This window comes from Sphingomonas sp. CV7422 (assembly GCF_027945725.1).
GTDB lineage: Bacteria > Pseudomonadota > Alphaproteobacteria > Sphingomonadales > Sphingomonadaceae > Sphingomonas > Sphingomonas kyungheensis.
On sequence record NZ_CP115900.1, the window covers coordinates 3,371,647 to 3,392,781 of the forward strand.

Annotated in this window: 18 protein-coding genes; 8 read left to right on the forward strand and 10 right to left on the reverse strand. The window is 69.7% G+C overall.

Translation table 11 applies throughout. From position 1 onward, the window contains the following. Nucleotides 1-16 precede the first annotated feature (16 nt). From PBN85_RS15950 to PBN85_RS15975, 6 genes are all read right to left on the reverse strand, one after another. Nucleotides 17-799: a DUF1828 domain-containing protein gene (locus PBN85_RS15950; RefSeq protein ID WP_271299604.1), complete on the reverse strand. Its 783-nt coding sequence runs from the start codon at nt 797-799 to the stop codon at nt 17-19. After that, nucleotides 796-1,269 carry a hypothetical protein gene (locus PBN85_RS15955; RefSeq protein WP_271299605.1) on the reverse strand — a complete coding sequence of 158 codons (474 nt, stop codon included), beginning with the start codon at nt 1,267-1,269 and terminating at the stop codon, nt 796-798. The genes PBN85_RS15950 and PBN85_RS15955 overlap by 4 nt, the downstream gene beginning before the upstream one ends. Before the next feature lie 63 nt (nt 1,270-1,332). After that, nucleotides 1,333-2,157 (reverse strand): HpcH/HpaI aldolase/citrate lyase family protein, encoded by an 825-nt coding sequence (locus PBN85_RS15960; protein WP_271299606.1) that lies wholly within the window; start codon nt 2,155-2,157, stop codon nt 1,333-1,335. 22 nt (nt 2,158-2,179) lie between these two features. Beyond that, complete coding sequence (mprF, locus tag PBN85_RS15965) at nt 2,180-4,768, reverse strand: bifunctional lysylphosphatidylglycerol flippase/synthetase MprF (protein WP_271299607.1); 2,589 nt, start codon at nt 4,766-4,768, stop codon at nt 2,180-2,182. Next, nucleotides 4,735-5,154: a DUF2147 domain-containing protein gene (locus PBN85_RS15970; RefSeq protein WP_081793089.1), complete on the reverse strand. Its 420-nt coding sequence runs from the start codon at nt 5,152-5,154 to the stop codon at nt 4,735-4,737. Before PBN85_RS15970 ends, mprF begins: the two co-directional genes overlap by 34 nt. 69 nt (nt 5,155-5,223) lie before the next feature. Next, nucleotides 5,224-5,973, reverse strand: a complete 750-nt coding sequence (locus PBN85_RS15975; protein ID WP_271299608.1) for an AcvB/VirJ family lysyl-phosphatidylglycerol hydrolase — start codon at nt 5,971-5,973, stop codon at nt 5,224-5,226. Nucleotides 5,974-6,086: 113 nt separating this feature from the next. On the opposite strand from PBN85_RS15975, the gene PBN85_RS15980 reads away from it, so the two are divergent. Then, complete coding sequence (locus tag PBN85_RS15980) at nt 6,087-6,911, forward strand: glycoside hydrolase family 16 protein (RefSeq protein WP_235199763.1); 825 nt, start codon at nt 6,087-6,089, stop codon at nt 6,909-6,911. A gap of 3 nt (nt 6,912-6,914) precedes the next feature. On the opposite strand, the gene PBN85_RS15985 is transcribed toward PBN85_RS15980, so the two are convergent. Both PBN85_RS15985 and PBN85_RS15990 read right to left on the reverse strand, forming a co-directional pair. Further along, complete coding sequence (locus PBN85_RS15985) at nt 6,915-8,108, reverse strand: MFS transporter (protein WP_271299609.1); 1,194 nt, start codon at nt 8,106-8,108, stop codon at nt 6,915-6,917. 77 nt (nt 8,109-8,185) lie between these two features. Further along, nucleotides 8,186-8,377, reverse strand: coding sequence for a hypothetical protein (locus tag PBN85_RS15990; protein ID WP_271299610.1), 192 nt, complete (start codon nt 8,375-8,377; stop codon nt 8,186-8,188). Nucleotides 8,378-8,718: 341 nt separating this feature from the next. Here PBN85_RS15990 and PBN85_RS15995 point away from each other — a divergent pair, with 341 nt between their 5' ends. The 5 genes from PBN85_RS15995 (at nt 8,719) to PBN85_RS16015 (ending at nt 12,871) form a co-directional block, all read left to right on the forward strand. Next, nucleotides 8,719-8,982, forward strand: coding sequence for a tryptophan 7-halogenase (locus tag PBN85_RS15995; protein WP_051583486.1), 264 nt, complete (start codon nt 8,719-8,721; stop codon nt 8,980-8,982). 1 nt (nt 8,983) lies between these two features. Further along, the gene (locus PBN85_RS16000) at nt 8,984-9,349 is read left to right on the forward strand and encodes a tryptophan 7-halogenase (RefSeq protein WP_271299611.1); all 366 of its coding nucleotides are present in this window, start codon (nt 8,984-8,986) and stop codon (nt 9,347-9,349) included. A gap of 3 nt (nt 9,350-9,352) precedes the next feature. Beyond that, nucleotides 9,353-10,429: a LacI family DNA-binding transcriptional regulator gene (locus tag PBN85_RS16005; protein WP_271299612.1), complete on the forward strand. Its 1,077-nt coding sequence runs from the start codon at nt 9,353-9,355 to the stop codon at nt 10,427-10,429. Further along, entirely contained in the window at nt 10,426-11,220 is a 795-nt protein-coding gene (locus PBN85_RS16010; protein WP_271299613.1) for a hypothetical protein, read from the forward strand. The genes PBN85_RS16005 and PBN85_RS16010 overlap by 4 nt, the downstream gene beginning before the upstream one ends. Before the next feature lie 70 nt (nt 11,221-11,290). Next, the gene (locus PBN85_RS16015) at nt 11,291-12,871 is read left to right on the forward strand and encodes an alkaline phosphatase D family protein (protein ID WP_271299614.1); all 1,581 of its coding nucleotides are present in this window, start codon (nt 11,291-11,293) and stop codon (nt 12,869-12,871) included. Between the two features lie 34 nt (nt 12,872-12,905). Here the strand turns inward: PBN85_RS16015 and PBN85_RS16020 are convergent, their stop codons facing one another. Continuing rightward, nucleotides 12,906-16,130 carry a glycoside hydrolase family 2 TIM barrel-domain containing protein gene (locus PBN85_RS16020; protein ID WP_271299615.1) on the reverse strand — a complete coding sequence of 1,075 codons (3,225 nt, stop codon included), beginning with the start codon at nt 16,128-16,130 and terminating at the stop codon, nt 12,906-12,908. A 165-nt stretch (nt 16,131-16,295) separates the two neighbouring features. Here PBN85_RS16020 and PBN85_RS16025 point away from each other — a divergent pair, with 165 nt between their 5' ends. Beyond that, a complete protein-coding gene (locus PBN85_RS16025) occupies nt 16,296-18,674 on the forward strand; it encodes a glycoside hydrolase family 127 protein (protein ID WP_271299616.1) in 2,379 nt (792 codons plus the stop codon). A 117-nt stretch (nt 18,675-18,791) separates the two neighbouring features. Beyond that, nucleotides 18,792-20,297, forward strand: coding sequence for a glycoside hydrolase (locus PBN85_RS16030; protein ID WP_271299617.1), 1,506 nt, complete (start codon nt 18,792-18,794; stop codon nt 20,295-20,297). Nucleotides 20,298-20,373: 76 nt separating this feature from the next. On the opposite strand, the gene PBN85_RS16035 is transcribed toward PBN85_RS16030, so the two are convergent. Further along, nucleotides 20,374-21,084, reverse strand: a complete 711-nt coding sequence (locus tag PBN85_RS16035; RefSeq protein ID WP_037535138.1) for a FadR/GntR family transcriptional regulator — start codon at nt 21,082-21,084, stop codon at nt 20,374-20,376. Between the last annotated feature and the right edge of the window lie 51 nt (nt 21,085-21,135).

Genomic DNA, 21,135 nt, shown 5'->3' on the forward strand with positions numbered 1-21,135 from the left:
CAGCCGCGCAGCTGGATCAATGAAGAGCTCCAGGCACGTATCGTGAGATCGCGTCGAGCGCTTCAGTTTCAGCGCCTCGGTAAGCTTGAACGCCATCGAGGCGCGACATTGCGAGTGCTTGAGTACCTTCGCTCAGCGGGTTAGCCTTGGCTCGCTCAACGAGTAACAAGACTGGGATATCTTGCCCCTGATATTTTTCCAATTCCATTTTGAGGACCAAAGCCTGAAGCCCCTTAGTGTTACTAGTCCCGATGATGACTGCCACAGGCGGCTTATTTGGCACCCTGATGACAGCATCGACAGGAATCGTACTAACTTTAGAAGTTACAGGCGCATTCTCTTCTATCTCTGCAATATCATCGAAACGGACGTGAATGTCATGAAGGGCATCATCCTTCCAAGATTGTTTCACGCGATCCGTGCTGAGCAGCGCTAGATCATGAACGCGCAGCATCAGAGCCGTGAAAGCGACTGATGCCTCTGGTGCTTCGTTCAGACGCATAGAGGACGATCGGATAACGCCCAAATGGTCATCGTAAGACGCCCCGTGTTGGCTCAATAGCTCGGTAAATGCGACAAACCGGCTACCCTTGGCATCAAGCGACACACCCGATGCTTCGAGTAAGGCAATGGTCGCTCCACTGTCCTCAAGATGGACGGCAGCATCCGTCTCGCCGACTATGAAAAACATGATCGGGTCGCCATCTGGCAGCTTGTACGGCGTCTGCACCGCCCAACCGGCGGGGACACGCTCGACGTGAAGCCGGGCGCAGAATGCCTTGCAAAGTTGGTCCTTCATAGACCCAACTCCCCAACGGGCGGGGTCACGTTAAACAGTCTGTAGGCCAATCCAAAAGCGTTGGCTTTCCCAACTGTGATGGTGTGGTCGCCGCAATTGCGGCGGCGTTCTTTGCCATAGGGGGCGTTGATTGCGCCTCGTCCGACCTCGTTCAGCGGACCAGTCTTCCAATGGCAGTGCCAGCCGTCATGTGTCGCATGGAGCTCGACGCGGGCGACAACGGCTTGGTCGGCTCCAAACGCAACACCGAGCCAAGCCATGTACTGGTTCTTTGTCGGCTCGAATGCGACGAGGAGACGATATATGCGCTGTCCGTCCTCAAGGGTATGGACTGACCAGTGCCAAGACCTGCCTAGCCTGATCTTGCCCTTGTGCGACAGCGGGAAAGCGGAATGGCTCACTGGCCCATTCTGCCACGTGGTGGCCTCAACAAACAACTTGGGGGTTCTCAAGGTTGCCAGCGCGTCCATGACATGATGCGTACGGCATGGAAGTTAAGGCTTCAACGCGGCTTTACTATGCACATGATGTTCCTAGCTCGCGAGCAGCCGCTCCGCCTCGGCGAGATGCAGGCGCTCGATCATCGCGCCGTCGAGCTGGATCGCGCCCTGCCCCGCCGCCTCGGGCGCGGCGAAGGCGGTGACGACCGCGCGCGCCCAGGCAAGCTGCTCCGCGCTCGGGCCGAAGGCGGCGTTGGCGGCATCGATCTGGCTCGGGTGGATCAGCGTCTTGCCGTCGAAGCCGAGCATCGCGCCCTGCGCACATTCCGCAGCAAGCCGCGCCTCGTCGCCGATCGCGTTGCAGACGCCGTCGAGTACGGTGAGGCCGCTGGCACGCGCCGCGATGACGAGGTGGCTCAGCGCCGGCAGCAGCGGCGTGCGCGCCGCATCGGGGCGGCAGCGCATCTCCTTGGCGAGATCGTTGGTGCCGGCGATCAGCAGCTCGGTCCGCGTCGCCGCCGCCGCCGCGACGATCTGGCCGAGGGCGAGGATCGCGCCGCAGGTCTCGATCATCGCCCAGATCGGCGGGCCGCCGGCGCCGACCGCCGCGCGCACCGCGATCAGGTCGTCGGCGCGCGCGACCTTGGGCACCACCACCGCCATCGCCCCGCCCACGGCTGCGGCATCGTCGCGGCCCCATGGCGTGTCGAGCGCGTTGATCCGCACCGCGCAGGCGCGCGCGCCCGCCGCCGCCGCGACCGCCGCCTCGCGCGCCGTCGCTTTCGCTGTCGGCGCGACCGCATCCTCGAGGTCGAGGATCACCGCATCGCAGGCGAGCGACGGCGCCTTGGCGAGCGCACGCGGATTGGAGGCGGGCATGAACAGCACGCTGCGGCGGCGGAACGACACATCACTCATCCGCAGCATCCTAGAGCAGCGATCAGGCGCTCACCAGCCGGGCAAGGTCGATCAGCGCGCGCGGCATCGCCGCACCGGAGGGGGTCGCGATATAGCGCGACACCCATATCGGCCCGAACTTCGCCTTGAACGCGCGCAGCCCGGCGAAACCGTAGAGCCGCTCGCCATTGGCGAACAGCGCATGGCCCAGCCGCGCCCACACCGGCGCGAGCCGCCCGCTCGGCATCCCCGACAGCGGCGCCATGCCGAGGTTGAACCGCTCATAGCCGGCGTCGCGTGCCCATTCGATCAGCCGGACGAGCAGCATCTCCATCGTGCCATAAGGCGCATCGGGATGATGGCGCATCAGGTCGACCGACACCTCGTCGCCGTCGCCCGAGGTCCAGATATTGGCGAAGGCGACGATCTCCCCCGCGACCCGCACCACCGCGACCGGGAAGCGGGTCAGATAGGCGGGCTCGAACGCGCCGAGGCTGAAGCGCTTCTCCTGCCCCGCCTTGCCGGCGAGCCATGCCGCCGACACGCGTCCGAGCGCGGGAAGCAGATCGGGTACCGCCTCTGCCGGCTCGACCGCGAAGACCGCGCCCGCCGCCTCGGTGCGCCGTACCGCGTGGCGCAGCGACTTACCGCGCGGCCCGGCGGTGGTGAAATCGGCGAGCACGACATGCGCCTCCTCGCCATATTTGATCGCCTGCAGGCCCAGCTCGACGAACAGCGGCAGCATCCGCTCGCTGGCCTGGTAGAAGCACAGACGCCCGGCGCGCGCGTCGCAGGCGCGGCGGATGCTCCATACCAATTCGCTCCATGCCGCCGCCGGGCCGACCGGATCGCCCATCACCACCCAGCTACGGCCCTGCACGCGATACATCAGAAAGGCATCGCCCGCCGCCGAGACGATGAAGCTCTTGTCGCCGGTAAAGGCGAGCGCGGCGTCGGTGCGCGGGCAGTGCGGCAGGGCGGCGGCGAGCACCGCCGGCGGCGGCAGAGCGTCGGGCATCGCGCGCGTCCGGCTCGCGGTGAGCAATTGCCACGCCGATACCGCGGTCAGCATCACCCCCGCCGCGAAGCTCGCGCGCAGGAAGCGCGGCGCGTTGCCGTCGAGCGCGAAGCGCCACCACAGATCGTCGCTGTACGGCGTCCGCTTATAGGCGAAGAAGCCCGCCCAGATGCTCAACGCCAGCGCCGCGGCGGCGGCGACCAGCCACGGCCAGCGCGGCCGGTCGGTGAGGATGCCGCCTTCGCGATAGAAGCTCGCCTGGCAATATTGCAGCACCGCCGCGACGATCAGCTGGAGCAGCGCCTCTTCGTAATCAAGACCCTTGAGCAGCGAGAAAAGCGCGCCGCCGATCAGCAGGAGGCGCGCCGCCGCCCAGCCCGAGCGCAGCCGCGCGGTCAGCGCCGGCGCGACGAGCAGCATCGCGGTGCCGATCAGGCTGCCCGCCATGTGCGATCCCTCGATGAACGGCAGCGGCACGAGGTCGGTCAGCTCGGTCAGCCGCCCCTTCACGCCGGGCAGGGCACCGGACACCAGCATCACGAAGCCGGCGACGAACACCAGCGCGGTCACCGCGCTCGGCGCGAGCAATTGCCCGGCGCGATCGACATAGCCGAGGCCGCGGCGGATCGGGTGGCGCAGCCGCCAGCCCTCGCTCGCGGCAATGCCGATCGCCGCGATCAGCAGCGGCAGCAGATAATAGATCAGCCGGTAGAGCAGCAAGGCCGCGAACAATGTCGGCCGGTCGCCCGGCACCGTCGCCAGCACCACCGTCTCGAACACGCCGAGCCCGCCCGGCACGTGCAGCAGCAGCGCGACGACCACCGCCACCGCATAAGCGACGACGAAGCCGGGAAAGGCCTCCGGCGCCGCGCCCGGCACCAGCACGAACAGCGCCGCCGACGCCATCGTCAGATCGGCGAGCGACAGGCCGGCGAGCGCCGCCATCTGCCGCAGGCTCGGCAGCGCGATACCGAACCGCGCCGGGCCGAGCGTCGTCGCGCCGCGCAGCCGCAGCAGCGGCAGCACCGTCAGCAGCGCGAGCAGCGCGGCGCCGAGCGATCGCGCGGCGACGGCGGACAGCGTCACCGGGCCGAGCGTCATGCCGTCGCCCGCGATCAGCCCGATCCCCGCCGCGCCGGCGACGCCTGCCCAGAAGGCGAGCGCGCAGATGCCCGCGACCTGCGCGATCTCCCCGAAGGCGAGCCCCGCCGCGCCGTAGAGGCGCAGCCGCGCCGATCCGCCGGTGATCAGCGACAGGCCGAGATTGTGGCTGAGCGTATAACTGGTGAACGACCCCGCCGCCGCGATCCGCCACGGCAGCGGTCGACCGACCGCCCGCAACGCCACCCAGTCGAGCCCGGTCAGCAGCAGATAGCTCGCCGCGGTCAGCGCCAGGCTGGCGGCGATGCGCGTATCGGGAATGGCGCGCAGCGCGGCGCGCACGTCGCTGAGATGCACCTCGCGCAGCACCAGCCGCAGCGCGGCGAAGCCGATCGCCGCGACGAGCAGCACCGCGGCGACCGTCAGGCTGCGGCGGTGCTGCTGCGCATAGGCGATCACCGCATCCAGACAGCCGACCGTCACGCCACCCGGTGCCAGACCTGCGACTTGCACAGCAAGCCGGCGACGACGCAGCCCGAGATGGTCAGCGTCGCCGGCGTCTCCTGGCGGATGCGCGACGAGAAGGTGCGGCGCATGTCGGGGACGAACACCCGCCCGACCCAGATGCCGGCGCGGTTGCGGTGATAACCGCGCAGCAATTGCGTTCCGACCAGATCGGGCAGGCCGGCGTTGCGCGCCTCGGCGCGCGCCTGCGGGCTCGCCCAGACGATCCGGCCGCACAGCGTACCGTCGGCGCAACGCCCGGTCTGCACCGCCAGCGTATTGCGCGGATTGGCCCAGCGGCCGATCACCGCCGGCGGCCTGGCCGGCACGTTGGCCTGCGCCACGGTCGCGCCGGTCAGGCCTGCGAGCACGAGCGCCCATCGCGTCATGGTCATGATCGTCTCCCCCACCATCTTACGATCATAGACGGCACAGGCCGCGCATTGCCGCACCTTTGCGTCGAATCATCGCGCGGCTTCCCCGGGTACCGCGCGGTGGATCGCCGTCAGCACGCGGTCCGCCAGCGCGGCATAATCGTCGTCGAGGAAATGGCCGCCCGGCATCGCGATCACCGTCGCGCGCGTACCGCGCAGCATCGGGCAGGCGCTGTCCGGCTCGGCGATGCCGTAGATGCAGGTCAGCGACGTCCAGCCGAGCCGCGGCAGCGTCAGGCGCGCGAGGCTGTCGGCGGTGCCGCGATAGGCTATACCGGACGGATCGGCGCGGAAATACACCGTCTCCCCCGGCACGATCAGCACCACCCCGGCGATCCGCGCCCGCTGATCGGCGGGCAGTGCGGCAAGGCCGGTCTGCAACACGTCGGCGCCATAGGATTGGCCGACCAGCATCAGCCGCGCCGCCCCGGTCCGGGCGAGCGAGGTGCGCACCGCATCGGCGATGATCGCATCGACGGTGCCGCGGTCGCGTCGTCGGCCGAACAGCGCCGGCGTGCTCCACGCCGCGACCGGCAGGCCGGCGGCCGCGAGCGCCGCGACGGTATGCGGATTGGGCCCGTAGCGCAGCCCCATGTCGCCCGACAGATAGAGGACGCCGATCCGCTGTGCCGGGCCGCGCGGGCGGACGAGGTGCAGCGGATCGCGATCGAGGAAGCCCGCCGAGGCGGCGACCCCGGCGATGATCGCCAGCACCACCGCCGCAACGCCGCCGACGCGGACGAGCCGCCGGCGCGACGATCGGATGCGGGACGCGGCCATCCTCCGGTCCTGCACCCGCGTCGCTGTCCGGACGAGGACGGGCCGATGAACTTTTCGTCACCCGTCGTACCGCGAGCTGCTAGCATGTCCCTATAAAAAATAAGAGGATGCTTATGACACCGATGCTGCTGCCGCTGTTCGCCGCCCAGGCCGCGCTCGCTCCGCCGGCGACGCTCGGCGCCACCGACCAGCGCGTCGACCAACCGATTGCCGCACCGGCGCGCGCGCCCGACGTCGCCGACGAATTCACCGGCCCGGCGATCGACGCGCGGCTGTGGCGCTTCGACACCGCCAATAACAAGCAGGGCTGGTTCAACCATGAAAAGCAATATTACGGCCCCGACAACGCCCGTATCCGCGACGGCGCGCTGGTGATCGAGGCGCGTGCCGAACGCCCGACCGCGGCGGACAGCGGCGGCCAATCCTATACCTCCGCCAAGCTCGTCAGCCGCCGCGCCTTCGGCTACGGCTTCTACGAGGTGCGCGCGAAGCTGCCCTGCGGGCGCGGCACCTGGCCGGCGATCTGGCTGCTGCCCTCGTCGGGGACGTGGCCGGCGATGGGCGAGATCGACGTGATGGAGATGGTCGGCTGGGACCCCAACGTCGTCCATGCGACGGTGCACAGCGCGCTCTACAATCACGTCAAGGGCACGCAGCGCGGCGCGCAGGTCACGGTGCCGAGCGCCTGCACCGCCTTCCACCGCTATCAGCTCGACTGGCGGCCCGACGCGATCCTGATCGGCATCGACGACCGCGCCTATATGCGCGTCGCCAACGATCGGCCCGGCGGCACCGGCGCCTGGCCGTTCATCCGCCCCTATCAGCTGATCCTCAACCTCGCGATCGGCGGCGACTGGGGCGGCAGCAAGGGCATCGACGACGCCGCGCTGCCGCAGCGGATGGCGGTCGACTATGTCCGCTTCTGGCAGCGGCCATAGGCGTCAGCGCCAGCTGCGCACGCCGAGCATGGCGAGTCCGCCGGCGACGGTCAGTCCGGCGAGCAGCAGCATCACCGCGCCGAAATCCTGCGGCGTCGCCAGCCACCAGGCGAGCGGCGGGCCGAGCAGCGACGGCACAGTGTTGGCGAGGTTGAGCAGCCCGAGGTCGCGCCCGCGATGGTCGGGGTTCGGCAGCAATTGCATCGCGAACGCCGCCTGCAGCGCGACGAACACCGACGCACCGGTGGTGTAGACGATGAAGGCGATCGCGCCCGCCGTCCAGCCGCTCGCCCCCGCCATGCCGACCAGCCCCGCCGCCGCGACCGCGCTGGCGAGCAGCAGGAACGGCTTGCGCCGCCGCGCCCGGTCCGACAGCCGGCCGAGCAGCAGCGCGATCGGCAGCGGCACGACGAAGGCCAGCGTCATCAGATGCCCGACCCGCGCCGGCAACAGGCTATGCCCCGCCGGCGCGACGATGCTCTCGAAATAGAAAAGCAGATAGCCCTGCGTCACCACGCTCGCGATCTGGAACAACAGGCGCGACACGCCGGCGACGATCAGGTCGCGGCGCGGCGGCAGCGCGAGCGCCGCCTGATCCGCGGCGACCGGCGCGGCGCGGCCGTGGACGAGCAGCAGCGGCACGATGCAGACCAGTACCACCGCCGGCACCAGCGCCAGCCGCATCTCGGCGGGCAGCAGCGCCTCGCCGACCAGCCATGCCGAAAAGGCCGAGGCGGTCGGCGGCCCGAGCGAAAGCAGCCCGCCGGCGACGCCCTTGTCGCCGTCGGCGATCTCTTCCGCCATGATCGCCATCAGCGGCGCGAGCATCGCATTGACCACGACCTGGAAGAAGGCGATCGCCGCGATCAGCGCCGCCGGCGTCGTCGCCAGCGCCACCGCCGCATAGCTCGCTGCGGTGGCGACGCCGCCGCCCGCGATCCATCGCCGCCGCCCGCCGCCGCGCTGTCGCGACCGGTCGCTCAGCCAGCCGAAGACGACGTTGGACAGGCTCGCCGCCACCGCCCCGGCGGTGACGCAGGCGGCGGACAGGCCGATCCGCCCCGCCCCGCTCAGCGCCTCGATCTTGAGCGGCAGCAGCAAGGTGAGCAGCGGCAGATAGGCGATCACCCCGCCGACATAGGCGAGCGCGACGATCGCCAGGAACAGGCGCGGACGGGGATTGGCGGACTGGATCATCGTCGGCCCGATCCTGCCCGCGATCCGGCCGGCAGGCAATGCGGGGCGCCCCCGGATAAGCGCGTCCGTCGCGCGACTTACGGCTTCATCGTCGCCCCCCGCAGCGTCGCGCTCGCCACCGTCGAACGATCGCCCGCATCATGCGCGAGCGCGACGCGATAGCGCCTTGCGGCGATCCGCCCGCCGGGCAGCGCACTATCGTGATCGGCGACGACGCGCGGCTCCGCGGCCAGCGTCACGCGCCGCGTCTCGCCGGGATGCACCGTCACGCGGGTGAGGCCGGCGAGGCACGTCGGCGCCGGCGCGCCCGCCGGTGTCGGTCACGTCGAAGCTGACGCGCAGGCGGCACCCGCCGGACACCACCGGGTTGCGATGGGCGAAGGCGGTGTAGCTCAGCCCGTGGCCGAAGCGGAACAGCAGCGTCAGCCCCTGTTTCTCATACCAGCGATAGCCGTCATCGGCGTCCTCGACATGATCGACCGGAAAGCTCTCCAGCGTCTTGCCTGCGCCCGCTTAGCCGACGAGCCTGCCACGCCGTATCGTCGTCGCAGGGGATCGGCACCGTCGGCGTATCGACAGCGTCCGCCCGCCGATGCCCTGTACCCGCGCGATGGCACATGACGCTGGCTGGCAGTGGCGCATACCGCTCCGGCATCGCGTCGCCGACGCCATCGTCTCGTGCAGCCGCCATCTCGACCATGATGCCGCGCTCGCCCGCCTGCTCGGCGACGTCGATTGCGAGTTGCGCAGCGCGCCCAACCGGCTGCGCTTCGTTACCGGCACGCGGCGGCGGCCATGGCATCGCAACCGCATCGCCCGGGCCTTGCCGGCGACTTCATGGAGCTGCTCGAATCGACCAGCAACAGCTCGATAGGGTGCAGACCCGCGACGTCCTGATCCTTCCCTACAAGGTCACCGAACGGCGCGACGGCTGCTGGCGATACGGCGCGGCAATGCCGATCCCCGACAGTCGCGCGCAGAAGATCGAGCTGTTCCGCGAGACCCGCCGCGCCTTCCGCCGCAATGAGGAGTTGTTCGCGGAGAAGAGCTGGGTACAGGTGATGATGGGTCAGGGGATCATGCCGCGCAGCCACCATCCGATCGCGGCCAATTCGAGCGACGCCGACCTCGCCCGGCTGCTCGACACGCTGCGCCGCACCGTAGCCGCGGCGGTGCGCGGGCTGCCCGACCATGCCAGCTATGTCGCGCATCATGGCGGCATCGCCCGCGACGCCGGCTGACCGATGGCCCGCCGTCGCCAGGCCGTCACCATCCGCCACGTCGCCGCCGATGCCGGCGTATCGTTGCAGACGGTGAGCCGCGTCATCAACAAGGAACCCAACGTCCGGCCCGAGATGATGCAGCGCGTGCAGGAGTCGATCGCCCGGCTCGGCTACGTGCCCTCGATCGCGGCGCAGCGGATGAGCGGATCGCGCTCCTATCTGATCCTCGCGCTCAACGATCGCGAGCGGACCATCGCCGACTGGCGCAGCCGTCAGGGCGCCGACTGGGTCGACCAGATGCTGCTCGGCGGCATGCTGACCTGCGCCGAGCACGGCTATCGATTGATCATCGAGCTGGTCGACACGCACAGCGACCATATCGAGCGCGAATTGGCGGGCGCGATCGCCGCCTTGCAGCCGGACGGCGTCATCCTCACCCCGCCGCATTCGGAGAACGCGCTGATCACCGGACTGCTCGACCGGCACGGCATCAGCTATGCGCGGATCGGCTCGCTGGCGCCGGGCGGCTTCGCGCTGACCATGGACGACGACAATGCCGCACGGCTCGCCACCGAGCATCTCGTCGCGCTCGGCCACCGGCGGATCGGATTCATCGCCGGGCCGTCCGACTATGAGCTGAGCGGCTGGCGCGTCGCCGGCTGGCGGCGGGCGATGGCGGGGGCGGGCCTTGCCACCGACGACCTGCTCGCCGAGGGTGACTTCAGCTTCGCCTCGGGCCGCGACGCGGCGCAGCGGCTGCTCGACTCGCCCGCCCCGCCGAGCGCGATCATCGCCAGCAACGACCAGATGGCGCTGGCAACGCTCGCGCTGCTGCGTACGCGCGGCCTCGACGTGCCGCGCGATGTGTCGCTGGTCAGCTTCGACGATACGCCGATCGTCCGCTTCACCCATCCGACGCTGACCGCGATCGTCCAGCCGATCGCCGAGGTCGCGGCCCGGGCGGTCGAACTGATCATCGCCGAACGCGCCGGCCGCGCGACGCCCGACGGACCCACCGTGGTTCCCGCCGGACTCGTCGTCCGCGGCTCGACCGCGCCGCCGCGCGACGCCATGGTGGTGGAAGAGGAGAGAGGATGATGTCGCTTCGAATGACCGCCGCCTTCGGCATGATCGCCCTGCTGCTCGCCGGATGCGGCAGCGGGGGCGCCCGCGACGATGCCGGCGAGACTGCCGCCGCCGCGGCCCCTGCCCCCCGCCCCGCCGGAACCAGCCCCGCCGCTGCCAGCCCCGCCGCGACCGCGCCTGCCGCCGCCCCTGCCGCTGCTGCCGAAACCGTGTCGCGACCGGCGGCACCGCGCGCATCCCCGCTCGCCTGCGCCGCCGAGATCGGCACCGCCGCGGCGGCGAAGCGCGTCGCCATCTGCCGCAACGTCTCGCCCGCCACGCACCCGCCGTGCAACGCCGTCAACAGCTGTGCGATGATCGACGACGAGATCGCACGCAGCTGCGCGCTGTTCGACGGCAAGGGCGCGCCGATCGCCGGCTGCACGCCCGCGCCGAAGAGTCCGGCCGCCGCCGCCGCGGTGGTGCGGCTCTACTATGCCGCGCTCAACGCGGGTGACTATGACACCGCCTGGCAGCAATGGGGCGACGGCGGCAAGGCCGGCCAGACGTTCGCCGCCTTCACACGCGGCTTCGCGCAGACCCGCGCGACACAGGTGACGATCGGCACGCTGCCGCCGGCGGAGGGCGCGGCGGGATCCCTCTACCAGACCGTACCGGTGACGGTCGCCGCGACGCTCGCCGATGGCCGTCGCCAGCGTTTCGCCGGCCGCTATGTCGTGCGCCGCGTCAATGACGTCGACGGCGCGACGCCGGGGAAATTGCGCTGGCACCTCGATTCGGCGCAGCTCAAGCCGGTCGGCTGATCCGCCGCTGTCATCAAGCGGTCACCGATACCGCGCATCGCAACAGCTTGGCAGGCGCGGGATCGAGGCGATGGTGACGACGACAGGACCGGCGCTGACCCGGCGCGCGATGATCGGCGGATCGGCGGCGCTGCTGTCGGTCGGCGCACGCGGTGCGGTGCCGCTGCCTGCCGGCCTGTTTTCGCTCGGCGTCGCCTCGGGCGATCCGCTGCCCGATTCGGTGATCCTGTGGACGCGGCTCGCGCCGGTGCCGCTCGATGCCGCGGGCGGCATGCCGCCGGTCGCCGTGCCGGTGCGCTGGCAGGTGGCGAGCGACGAAGGCTTCACCCGGATCGTTCGCGAGGGCGAGGCGCGCGCCGAACCGCGCTGGGGCCATGCGGTGCATGTCGACGTGCGCGGCCTGCGCCCCGCGTCGCGCTATTTCTACCGCTTCCTCGCCGCGGGGGAGGCCAGCGCCACCGGTCGCACCCGCACCGCGCCGGCGGCGGGCGCCGCGGTGGAGCGGCTGCGCATCGCCTATGGCTCGTGCCAGAAATATGAATCGGGCTTCTACGCAGCCTATCGCCATCTCGTCGCCGACGATCCCGATATCGTCCTGTTCCTCGGCGACTATATCTATGAGGGCGCACCCACCGCCAAGGATGCGGTGCGGCTGCACCAGAATCCCGAGCCGGTCGATCTCGCCGGCTATCGCGTCCGCTACGCCACCTACAAGAGCGATCCGCTGTTGCAGGCCGCGCATCAGGCGGCGCCCTGGGTGCTGACGTGGGACGATCACGAGGTCGCCAATGATTATGCCGACGCGCTCGACCAGAACAACACCGACCCCGCCGTCTTCCTGCGCCGCCGCGCCGCCGCCTATCAGGCGTGGTACGAGCACCAGCCGGTGCGCGCCGCGCCGCCGCTCGGGCCGGCGATGCGCATCTATCATCTGCTCGACTGGGGGCGGCTCGCGCAATTCCAGATCGTCGATGACCGGCAGTATCGCGGCCCCCGCGCCTGCCAGCCCGCCGGCCTCGTCGCCGCGCACCAGCGCTATCGGACGCTGATCCAGCCCTGCCCCGATCTCTCCGCGCCACGGACGATGCTCGGCGCGGCGCAGGAACGCTGGCTGTCGCAGGCGCTCGGCGACAGCCAGGCGCAATGGAATCTGCTCGCGCAACAGACGCTGATGCACCAGCAGGGGCGGATCGACGCCGAGCATCCCGAGCGCGGCGTGCAATATTCGGCGGACAATTGGTCGGGCTATCCCGCCGCCCGCGACGCCATCTACCGCCGCTGGCTCGCCGCCCGCACCTCCAACCCGATCGCGCTCGGCGGCGACATCCATGCCTTTGCCGCCGCCGACATCCACGATCCCGACCGCCCCGACGCCGCGCCGATCGCCGCCGAATTCGTCGGCGGATCGATCACCTCGCTGTTCCACGACGCGAGCTTCAAGCAGCAGGCGGCGGCGAACGGCCTCGTCTTCGCCGAGAATGAGGTGCGCGGCTACGGGCTGGTGGACCTGACGCCGCAGGGCGGCAGGATCGCCTTCCGCGGGCTGCGCGATGCGCGCGACCCGCAGTCCGGCATCCGCGACCTCGTCCGCTTCACGCTCGAACCCGGCCGGCCGGGCATCCGCGATCAGCAATCCGTCACCGACCTGTAGCGCCGGTGTAACCGACCGTCCTCCAACCCTGCGTTCACTCGCTCCCCGTCGCGGTCGCCTTGGCTGCCTTGTCGGGCGTCGTTCCCGCGCCGGTGAAGGGCGTCAGGCGGAAGGCGACACGCGTGGGAGCGAGCGATACGCGATATTGCGGCAGCGGCTTGCCGACTGAACTCCATTGCGTGTCGCCGCCGACGCCCCATTGCGCCGAATCGATCAGCAGCGTCACCTGATCGTGCGGCACGACATCGGTCGATTTCCACGTTCCCGGCGCATGGCGGTCGAGGTCGGCATAAGGGAAAGCGAGCGCATTCATCATCAGCGGCGTCGCGCCCTGTACGCGCACGCCGCGGCCCGCGCCCGACAGCTCCATCCAGCGCACGTCGACCTTGTTGCCGGTCTCCTGCGGGCGGATGTAATCGTGGTTCTGCTCGGCGATCGCGCCGCGCCACAGGCCGATCGGCGCCGAGGTCTTGCGATCGACATAGCTTTCGTGCGGACCGCGGCCATACCATTCGACCGTCGTCACATCGGTCGGCATCGCAAAGGCGAGGCCGACACGGAACGGCGGCGGCAGGTCGGTCCTGACCGGCGTCAGCATTCCCGTCACCGCGACCGATCCGTCACCCGCCATCGCATAACTGGTGGTGAAGGTCGCGGCGCCGTCGCCGAGCGCATAATCGACGGTGACGCTCGCGCCGTCGTCGGTGCGGCGGCTGCGCACCGCGGTGACGCGGCGGGTGTCGCTCATCGTCTTCCACATCTTGAGCTGTTCGGCGGTGCCGATGCCGAGGTCGTTGTCGGTGACCGCGCGCCAGAAATGCGGCGTGCCGCCGGTGGCGAGGTCGCGGCCGTCGGCGGTGTAGCGGCGTACCAGCCCGGTGGTGCGATCGATCTCAAGCCGCGCCGTGCCGGCCGACAGCGTGATCGCGCCGTCAGACTGGCGCAGATCGACCGCCCCTGCCGGCGCGGCGGGCAGCGCCGGCGCGCCGCCGAGCGCGAATTGCTCGAAGCCGACCGTTGCGCCCTCCGCCACCGCGGGCACCGCCCCCGCCCTGGCGCGGACGCGCACCGTCACATAATATTCGGTATCGGGCCGGCGGGCATAATGTGTCACCGGCAGCGTGATCGCCGTCGCGGCGCGCGGGCCGACCGCCGGGGTCGGCAGATCGCCGTGCGCGACCGCGACGCCATCCTCGAGCAGCGTCCAGTCGAAGGCGAAGCCCGACAGGTCGCGGAAGTCGTGCCGGTTGCGCACCGTCACCCGCCCGCTGGCGGGATCGAAGCCGTCGAACTGCACCGGCGCATAGACCTTTTTCAGCTCGAACAGTTGCGGATTGGGCGTCCGGTCGGACTGCAGCAACCCGTCGCCGAATTCGATGTCGCCGCCCGGATTGGGGCCATATTCGCCGCCGTCCCCCCAATAGCGCCGCCCATCCTTGGTATAGCGGTACATCGACTGGTCGACCCAGTCCCAGGCGAAGCCGCCCTGCAATTTGTCGGGATGGGCGTAGATCGTATCCCAATATTCCTTCAGGTCACCGCCCGAATTGCCCATCATATGGGCATATTCGCACTGGATGACCGGCTGTTTGTAGTTCCAGTTGATGGCGTAATCCGTGAGCTTGACCGCGGGATCGTACATCGGCGCGTAGATGTCGGCATAATCATTGGGGCGATGATCGCCGATCCCATCCCACGTTCCCCAGCCGAGATAGCTGATCAGCCGGCCGGGATCGCGCGCCCGCGCCGCCGCGGCGGCTGCCGCGAAATTAGGGCCGATCCCCGCCTCGTTGCCGAGCGACCAGAAGATCACCGAGGGATGGTTCTTATCGCGCTCGACCATGTTGACGACGCGGCTGACGTGCGCCTTCTGCCACGCCGGATCGAAGCCGACCTGATATTTCGCGCGCTCGCGCGGCCGCCGGTTGGCATAATCCATATAGGCGTGGCTCTCGATATTCGCCTCGTCCATCACATACAGGCCATAACGGTCGGCGAGTTCGTAGAGATACGGATCGTTGGGGTAATGCGAGGTGCGGATCGCATTGATGTTGTTCTGCTTCATCAGCTGGATATCGCGCTCCATCGACGCGCGGCTGACGACGTGGAAGGTTTCGGGATCATGTTCGTGGCGATTGACGCCGCGAATCGTGATCGGCTTGCCGTTGACGGTGACCTGGCCGCCGAGCATCGCGACGGTGCGGAAACCGATCGCGCGCGCGGTCGATTGCAGCAGCGCGCCGCGCGCGTCGAGCACCTCGGTGACCAGCGTGTAGAGTTGGGGCGTCTCCGCGGTCCACGGCCGCACCGCCGGCACCGTGCCGCGCAGCGTCACCGGGCGCTCGCGGGTCGAGGCCGCCAGCGGCTGCGTCTGCGTCAGCACCGGCCGCTCCCCGTCGAGCAGCACCATCCGCACACTCGCCGCGTTCCCCGGCGTCACCGCGACCTCGACGGCGAGCAGGCCGTCGCGATAGGCCGCGTCGAGCCCGGCATGGACGAAGACGTCGCGCGCGCGCAGCTTGGGCGCCGCGACCAGATAGACCGAGCGCTCGATCCCCGAGACTCGCCAGAAGTCCTGATCCTCCAGATAGCTGCCGTCCGACCAGCGGATCACCTGGATCGCCACGACATTCTTGCCGGGCCGGATCCAGCGGGTGACGTCGAAGTCGCTCGGCAGCTTGCTGTCTTCCGAATAGCCGACCTTCTCGCCATTGACCCAGACCGTATAGGCGGAGCCCGCCGCGCCGATATGGAGGATGACGTCCTGCCCGCTCCACGCCGCCGGCACGGTGACGTCGCGGCGATACGATCCGACCGGATCGGTGGCGTGCGGAATCAGCGGGCGGTTGGCGGGAAACGGATAGGTGATGTTGTTGTAGCGCGGCTGGTCATAGCCCTGCGTCTGCCAGTCGGCCGGCACCGGGATCTGCTTCCAGCCCGATACGTCATAGTCGGGCTTCTCGAACCCCGCCGGCAGACGGTCGGCATCGGGGGAGAAGGCGAAATGCCACAGCCCGTCGAGCGGCACGAAGCGCGCCGACGCCGCCTCGTCGCCGGCGAGCGCCTTGGCGCGCGATTCGAACGGAAAGCCGGTGGCGCTCGCCGGCAGCTTGCCGCGCGCGAACACCGCGGGGTTTTCCCAATCGGGGCGGGTGGGGTCGATCTGCACCGGCTGCACCTGCGGCGCGCCGTCCTGCGCCCAGGCGGCGCTCGCCACCACGCTGCCGATGATCCCCGCCCAAAGCCATGACGCCCGCATGTTGCCGCTCCCCCACGTTATCATGTCAGACATATCGTATACGAAGCGTCGTGCAAGCCATCTTGATCGCCAGTGTTCCCGGCCCGAGCGGAGACGGTGCTTGCGCCCTCCGTCGGCCGCTGCAATTCTACTCCGACATAAGGACTTGAAGCGAGAGGAAGCAGGATGAGCCATGTCAGCCGCAGGGGCGTCACGCGCCGGACGCTGCTCGCCGGCGCCAGCGCGCTGGTCGTCGCCGGGCGGGCAAGCGCCGCCCTGCCCGCCGATCGCATCACCAAGGTCGCGCCGGTGCCGATGCGCGACGTGACGCTCAAGCCGTCGCCCTTCGCCGACGCCTTCGCTGCCAACCGCCGCTATCTGCTGTCGCTCGATCCGGAACGGCTGCTGCACAATTTCTACGTCTCCGCCGGGCTGCCCGCGCCCCAGCCGGTCTATGCCGGCTGGGAGGCGCAGGGGATCGCCGGCCATTCGCTCGGCCACTGGCTGTCCGCCTGCTCCCTCGTCGTCGCCAATACCGGCGATGCCGCGGTCGCCGCGCGGCTCGACCATGCGCTCGCCGAGATGGCGCGCATCCAGGCTGCGCATGGCGACGGCTATTGCGGCGGCACCACCGTCGATCGCGACGGCAAGACGGTCGACGGCAAGATCGTCTTCGAGGAGGTGCGGCGCGGCGACATCCGCACCGGCGGCTTCGATCTCAACGGCGGCTGGGTGCCGCTCTACACCTGGCACAAGGTCCATGCCGGATTGCTCGACGCGCATCGCCTCGCCGGCAATCGCCGCGCGCTGCCGATCACGCTCGGCCTCGCCGGCTATCTCGCCGGCGTGCTCGAGCCGTTGAGCGAGGCGCAGATGCAGCAGGTGCTGCGCGCCGAACATGGCGGTCTCAACGAGGCTTATGCCGATACCTATGCACTGACCGGCGATCCGCGCTGGCTGCGCATGGCGGAGAAGATCCGCCACCGCGCGGTGCTCGACCCGCTCACCGCGGGGCGCGACCAGCTCGCCGGGCTGCACGCCAATACGCAGATCCCCAAGCTGATCGGCCTCGCCCGGCTGTACGAGCTGACCGAAACGCCGCAGCATGCCGCGGCGGCGCGCTTCTTCCACGATCGCGTCGTCCGCCATCACAGCTATGTCATCGGCGGCAATTCCGAACGCGAACATTTCGGTCAGCCCGACCAATTGTCGAAGCGGATCACCGAGGCGACGTGCGAGGCGTGCAACAGCTACAATATGCTGAAACTGACCCGGCACCTCTATGCGTGGCAGCCGAGCGCCGACTGGTTCGACACCTATGAACGGATCCAGCTCAACCATATCCTCGCGCACCAGCGCCCGGATACCGGCCAATTCGTCTATTTCATGCCGCTCGCGCCCGGCGCCCGGCGCAGCTATTCGACCGCGGAGGAAAGCTTCTGGTGCTGCGTCGGCTCGGGGATGGAGAGCCACGCCAAACATGCCGATTCGATCTTCTGGCACGATGTCGCCCCGGCCGGTGCGCTCTACGTCAATCTCTACATCGCCAGCCGCCTCGACTGGCGGGACCGCGGCCTCGCGCTCGATCTCGACACGCGGATGCCGGCGGAGGGCGAGGCGACGCTCACCATCCGCCGCGCGCCGCGCGCCGTGCAGCGGATCGCGCTGCGCATGCCGGGCTGGGCGGCGGGCGCGACCGTCGCGCTCAACGGCCGGCCCGCCGCGGCCACGATGCGCGACGGTTACGCCGTGATCGAGCGGCGCTGGCGCGCGGGCGACCGGTTGCGCGTCGTGCTGCCGATGCGGTTGCGCGCCGAGCCGGTCGCCGACGATCCGTCGCTGGTCGCCTTCGCGCACGGGCCGCTGGTGCTCGCCGCCGATTGCGGCCCGGCGTCGGCGGCCTATGACGGCATGGGTCCGGCGCTCGCCGTCGACGGACCGGCGGTGGCGGCGCTGCGCGCGGACGATGCGGCGGACGTCCATCGCTTCACCGCGCGGGGTGCGCTCGGCGAACCGCTGACGCTCAGCCCCTTCTACGCGCAATATGACCGGCGCACCGCGGTCTATTTCCCGACCTTCACCACCGCCGCCTGGGTCATGGCCAAGCCCGGCTATCTGCGCGCACAGGCCGAGCGGCAGGCGCTCGCCCGCCGCACCGTCGACGTCGCCTATCTCGGCGAGATGCAGCCCGAGCGCGATCACCTGTTCACCGCGAGCAAGCCCGAGACGGTGCAGCTGCACGGCCGCTCCGCCCGCAAGCTGCGCGCCGGCGAGACGATCACGCTGACGCTGCGCCGCCGCCCCGGCGCGGCGGTGCTGCGCGTCGTCTATTGGGGCGATCAGGTGAAGGACCGCGCGCTAACGATCCGCGTCGACGGCACCCCGGTCGCGACCGAACGCCGCGAGGGGCCGGCGCAGGAGGGGTTCGTCGCGATCGACTATCCGCTCCGCGCCGCGGGTGAACAGGGCAAGAGCGCGGCGGTCGTGCAATTCGCCGGCGAGACGGGCGAGATCGACCTGTACGAGGTGCGCATGATGAGCGCGGTGGAGGCCGGGCTGGTCTGATCGGCGGGGCGCCGGGCCGCATGCCTCCGGCGGGCGAAAGGCCCCTTGCATCCATCGTGTTGCCGCGGACATAAACATGTCCGAATCTGCCAGACAGTGGATAGCGAAAGGGACGCGATGCGAAGCGAGGCAATAGCGGACGGACGTTGGCACAGGCTGGTCACGCGGGTCGGTCTCGCGCTTGCGTTGCTGACCACCGCCGCGGCCCCCGCGCCGCTCGCCTCGCATACCGTCACCGTGACGCTGCGGCCGGCGATCGATCGCCCGTCGACGCGGTTCGAGGGCTGGGGCACCGCGCTCGCCTGGTTCGCCAACGTCACCGGCGGCTGGCCGGAGGCGGACCGCAGCCGCCTTGCCGACCTCTTCTACGGCACGAAGGGGCTGGGCTGGACGATCGCGCGCTACAATATCGGCGGCGGCGGCGCGGCGGATGCCAAGCCCTATCTGCGCACCGGCGCGGCGGTGCCCGGCTTCTGGCGGCTGCCGCCGGGCGTCGCCGGCACGGACTGGCGCGCCGACGATCCGTTGATGTGGGACTGGACGCAGGACGCCAACCAGCGCTGGTGGCTCGATGCCGTGCGGGATCGCGTGCCGGGTGCGATCTTCGAGGCTTTCTCCAACTCGCCGCCATGGTTCATGACCGTCTCGGGCCGCGTCTCCGGTGCCGAGCGGCGCACCGACGACAATCTGCTGCCCGGCCGCGAGCCGCTGTTCGCCGCCTATCTCGCGCGCAGCGTCGCCGAATTGCAGCGCCGCCACCATATCCGCTTCCGCACGCTGTCGCCGGTCAACGAGCCCAACACCGATTATTGGTATGCCGCCAATACGCAGGAAGGCGCGCACTGGAGCCCGGCGCGACAGGCGGCGATGATCGACGCCGCCGACACCGCGCTCAAGGCCGAGCGGCTGACCACCGTGATCGCCGCGCCCGACGAGACCAATGCGCGACTGTTCCTCGCCGACCTCGCCGCCTATCCGCCGGAGACGCTGGCGCGGATCGGCCAGCTCAACGTGCACAGTTACGGCACGCTGTATCAGACGGGTGCGCGCGATGCGGCGCGCGCCGCCGGCATCCGGCTGTGGATGAGCGAGAATGACACGCCGCTCGACGGCGACCGCGAGAATTTCGACGGCATGCCCTCGGCGCTCGCCTTCGCCGATCATGTCGTCGCCGATCTCAAGCGGCTCGAGCCCGCCGCCTGGATATTCTGGCAGGCGGTCGAGAACCTGTCCGGCGGCAACGGCAAGCCGACCTCCAACTGGGGGCTGATCAAGGCCGATCTCGCCGCGCCGGCCGCCGGGCCGCATGCGATCCACGTCACCCGCAAATATTGGGCGATGGCGCAGTTCAGCCGCTACATCCGTCCCGGCTACCGACTGGTCGCGGTCGACGACATGGACAGTGCCGCGGCGCTGTCGCCCGATGGCGCGACGCTGGTGCTGGTCCATGTCAACGGCGGCATCGCGCCGCGCCGGCTCGCTGTGCCCGCCGGCTGGCGCGTGCAGGCGGTGCGCACCGATGCGACGCATGACGCGCGCTGCGTCGCCGGGCTGATCGCGCCGCCGCAGTCCGTGACGACGCTGATCCTCACCCGCGGCGGCGCGCGCACCACCTGTGCGTAGCGCGCGGTGCACATTGGGCGGCACACGAAGGCATATGTAGGACAACACCGGACCGAAAAGCAGCGGCAAGAGTGCCTCAACCGCCGCGCATCGCCTGTTCGGTATCCTTGCGCGCCTGGTCGATCAGCGCGGTGGTGGCCGCATGCGCCGCCGCCGGATCGCCGCGGGCGACCGTCTCGAACAGCAGCTGATGCTGCGGGATCGAATCGACATATTCGGCGACGACGCGATATTTGAAGAAGGTCGTCCAGCGCACCGCCGACGAGATGCTGCTCGACAGGCTGGCGAGCAATTCATTGGCGGTCGCCTCGAGCAGGACCTGATGGAACTGCTCGTCCGCCGCTTGTCCCGCGACACTCTCCAGCCCGTGCTGCGTCATCAGTTCGAGCGCATGGCCGAGCCGCGCCAATTGCCGCGCCGTCCGGTTGGTTGCGGCGAGCGCCGCCGCGGCCGGCTCGACGATCAGTCGCAGCTCGAACAGGCTGCGCACGAAATTGACCGGCGGCGCGCCTTCGAACATCCAGCCGAGCATCTCGGTGTCGAGCAGGTTCCAGTCGGCCCGCTCGCGCACCCGCGTCCCCGTCTTGCGACGACTTTCGATCAGCCCCTTGGCGGTAAGCATGCGCAGCGCCTCGCGGATGACGTTGCGTGCGACACCGAATCGATCGGCGAGGTCGAACTCGCCGGGAATGGTCTGCCCGGGGTGATAGTCGCCGGTGACGATGGCGACACCCAATGTCCGGGCGATGGTGACATGGGCCGGCCTGATCCGCTCGCGCTTCGCCAATTGTGTGAACCTTCCCAACGATATGACCCCGGATCGTCGCGCCTTCCGACG

Bases quoted from the DNA above. Each gene is read 5' to 3' on its own strand.
- PBN85_RS16020 (WP_271299615.1), bottom strand. From the start codon at position 16,130: ATGCGGGCGTCATGGCTTTGGGCGGGGATCATCGGCAGCGTGGTGGCG.
- PBN85_RS16005 (WP_271299612.1), top strand. From the start codon at position 9,353: ATGGCCCGCCGTCGCCAGGCCGTCACCATCCGCCACGTCGCCGCCGAT.
- PBN85_RS15970 (WP_081793089.1), bottom strand. From the start codon at position 5,154: ATGACCATGACGCGATGGGCGCTCGTGCTCGCAGGCCTGACCGGCGCG.
- PBN85_RS15955 (WP_271299605.1), bottom strand. From the start codon at position 1,269: ATGGACGCGCTGGCAACCTTGAGAACCCCCAAGTTGTTTGTTGAGGCC.
- PBN85_RS15975 (WP_271299608.1), bottom strand. From the start codon at position 5,973: ATGGCCGCGTCCCGCATCCGATCGTCGCGCCGGCGGCTCGTCCGCGTC.
- PBN85_RS16010 (WP_271299613.1), top strand. From the start codon at position 10,426: ATGATGTCGCTTCGAATGACCGCCGCCTTCGGCATGATCGCCCTGCTG.
- PBN85_RS16015 (WP_271299614.1), top strand. From the start codon at position 11,291: ATGGTGACGACGACAGGACCGGCGCTGACCCGGCGCGCGATGATCGGC.
- PBN85_RS15950 (WP_271299604.1), bottom strand. From the start codon at position 799: ATGAAGGACCAACTTTGCAAGGCATTCTGCGCCCGGCTTCACGTCGAG.
- PBN85_RS15960 (WP_271299606.1), bottom strand. From the start codon at position 2,157: ATGAGTGATGTGTCGTTCCGCCGCCGCAGCGTGCTGTTCATGCCCGCC.
- PBN85_RS16030 (WP_271299617.1), top strand. From the start codon at position 18,792: ATGCGAAGCGAGGCAATAGCGGACGGACGTTGGCACAGGCTGGTCACG.
- PBN85_RS15985 (WP_271299609.1), bottom strand. From the start codon at position 8,108: ATGATCCAGTCCGCCAATCCCCGTCCGCGCCTGTTCCTGGCGATCGTC.
- PBN85_RS15980 (WP_235199763.1), top strand. From the start codon at position 6,087: ATGACACCGATGCTGCTGCCGCTGTTCGCCGCCCAGGCCGCGCTCGCT.
- PBN85_RS15995 (WP_051583486.1), top strand. From the start codon at position 8,719: ATGGCACATGACGCTGGCTGGCAGTGGCGCATACCGCTCCGGCATCGC.
- PBN85_RS16025 (WP_271299616.1), top strand. From the start codon at position 16,296: ATGAGCCATGTCAGCCGCAGGGGCGTCACGCGCCGGACGCTGCTCGCC.